This window comes from Aquicoccus porphyridii (assembly GCF_008369105.1).
In the GTDB taxonomy this organism is placed as follows: Bacteria; Pseudomonadota; Alphaproteobacteria; order Rhodobacterales; family Rhodobacteraceae; genus Aquicoccus; species Aquicoccus porphyridii.
Map to the genome: position 1 here is coordinate 1 of NZ_VINQ01000043.1, position 2,639 is coordinate 2,639.

Genomic DNA, 2,639 nt, shown 5'->3' on the forward strand with positions numbered 1-2,639 from the left:
TGCGGATTTCAAAATTACCGGACAGCGATTTCGCTAAATCCCGGACAGCCATTTCAGTAATTCCCGGACAGTTCGGGCACGGCTGATTATCTGCCTGCGATCATGTTTCTGTTTTGAGTGTTTCGGTATTTTCGCTGGGGGTCAAGTTCACGTTTTGATCTTTTCGTCGCATACTGTCTCCCTTGAGGTCGATGCGGTGGGCGTTGTGGACGATCCGGTCGAGGATGGCATCGGCGATTGTGGGTTCGCCGATCATGTCGTGCCAGCCCGAGACGGGCAGTTGCGCGGTGATGATGGTAGAGCGGCGCTGATAGCGTTCCTCGAAGAGTTCGAGCAGGTCGAGGCGTTGCTGGTCAGTAAGCCCATGGGTGCCCCAATCATCGAGAATGAGGAGTTGGACGCGGGCCAGCTTGTCGACCAGCTTTGGGAATCGACCATCGAGGCGGGCCATGGCCATATCCTCAAAGAGCCGCGGCATGCGGACGTAGAGAACGGAGTGATCAAGGCGCGCAGCTTGATGGCCAAAGGCGCAGGCGAGCCATGTTTTTCCTGTGCCGGTCTGGCCGGTGAGGATGATCTGCTCCTTTGCCTTGATCCATTCGCCTTGCGCCAGAGCGAGGACCTGACGGCGGTCGATGCCGCGGCTGGCGGCGAAGCTGACGTCTTCGATGCAGGCATTGGGGAAGCGCATCTTTGCGTTCCGCAGCCTGTTGGCAAAACGCTTGTCCGCGCGTGCTGTGGCTTCACGATCCAGCATGAGACCGAGCCATTCGTTACGGTCAAGGGCTTGCCCCGGATCCTGTTCGGCGAGGGCCTTCCAGGCGTCGGCCATGCCTGTCAGGCCAAGCCCAGCCATCTGGTCGAGGGTGGGATGTGTCAGCATATGATGATCCTTTTTGTGCTGAGGGTTACTGGTAATAGCCAGCGCCACGGATGTTGCCGTGGGCTGGTGTGGCGGTAATCGGATCTGGCGGCTCCAGGGCCTGGTCCAGCCCGGTCACGAGGATGGAGCGCACCGAGGCATAGGAGACGGTGCCGACTGTCAGGGCGCGTTTGCAGGCCGCCTCTAATCTATCAGGCCCGAATTGGCGCTGTAGGCTGAGCACGCCGAGGGCGGATCGGTAGCCTTGCTCGGGATGAGGTCTGTCCCGCATCTGGCGCTCGACAAGCGCGGCCGTGTGATAGCCGGTCCGGGCGGCGCGGCGGATGAGGCTTTCCGGTGTCATGCCACCATGGCGCTGATGTGCCTTGGGCATGTGCTCTTTGATGGTGGTGTGGCCGCCGCGCTGCCCGCGACGGTGATGCACTGCCACGCGTTCATGGTTGCAGAATATCTCGATCATACGGTGGGTTAGCCGGACATCGACCTTGCGGCCGATCAGATTGTGCGGCACGGAATAGAAGCTGTGCAGCACCTCGATATGGTAGTCGGGATGGACCTTGGCCTGCTTCCATTCGGCATACTCGAAGGGCGTATCGGGCAAGGGCCTCAGGGCCGCATGTTCTATCTCTGCAAAAAGGTCCTGCCGGGAGCGGCCCACCCGCCGCATGGTCTTGGTATTGAGATTGTCCAGCAACTCGGCAATGGCCACGTTCAGCGCTTCGATGGAAAAGAACTGCCGGTTGCGCAGCCGGGCCAGGATCCAGCGTTCTACGATCAGCACCGCGCCTTCGACCTTGCCCTTGTCACGCGGCTTGCGCGGCCGCGTTGGCAAAACGGTCGTGTCGTAATGCGTGGCCATGTCAGAAAAGGTCTTGGTCACCGACGGCTCAAACCACAGCGGCTTGGCAACCGCCGCTTTGAGATTGTCACACACAATCGCCTTGGGCACGCCGCCGAAGAAGTGCAGCGCCCGCACTTGGGCGTCGATCCAGTCGGGCAGCTTCTGGCTCAGGCTGGCCCAGGCAAAAGTGTAATTGGACGCGCCAAGCACCGCGACGAAGATTTGGGCGCGGTGCTCCTGACCTGTCGCCGGGTCAATGACCGGGATGGTGTGGCCAGCATAGTCGGTCTGCATCACCGCGCCAGCCTCATGGCGGTTGCGGTACCGCGGGCTGATCCGGGTCTCGAACTCCCTGTAACGCGTACAAAACCACGTGTAACCATAGCCATCAGGATGAGCCGCCCGATACTCCTCCCAAAGCAGCAGCAACGTCACCCCCTTGCGCTTCATCTCAGCTGCCATCTTCGGCCAGTCGGGCTCAGTCAGGTCCCGGGGTGGGCGGCCAACGCGCTGGAACACAACCTGCTTCAGCGTGGCATCGTCATCCCGGCCCTTTGGCAGCGGCCAGCAGTTCAGCCCAGCCTCTCGAGCCCGGTTCAGATAGGTCGCCACGGTCGTTTTGCTGAGCTTCAGACGCGCGGCAACCTCACGCGCCGAAAGCCCCTGTTCATGCGTCAATCGCAGTATCGTTCGTATGTCTTGCACAGTCGTGCGCCTCGCTCGCTTCCGTCTTGGCATAGTCCCTCCCGGTCTTGTTCAAGACCGGCAGAATGCCGTAACGGCGCAGGCGATGACCAACCGGCCCAAAGCCCTCCCGGAGCTGTCCGGGAATTAGCGAAATGACTGTCCGGGATTTACCGAAACGCGTGTCCGGAAATTACTGAAATGCTTGTCCGGGAATTACTGAAACCCGCA

2 protein-coding genes are annotated in these 2,639 nt (G+C 60.7%); both read right to left on the minus strand.

The window, feature by feature from the left end:
• Positions 1–100: 100 nt before the first annotated feature.
• On the minus strand, positions 101–883 hold the full coding sequence (gene istB, locus FLO80_RS21565) for an IS21-like element helper ATPase IstB (RefSeq protein WP_149187105.1): 783 nt from the start codon (positions 881–883) through the stop codon (positions 101–103).
• Positions 884–908: 25 nt separating this feature from the next.
• Entirely contained in the window at positions 909–2,462 is a 1,554-nt protein-coding gene (istA, locus tag FLO80_RS21570; RefSeq protein ID WP_149187106.1) for an IS21 family transposase, read from the minus strand.
• Positions 2,463–2,639 lie beyond the last annotated feature (177 nt).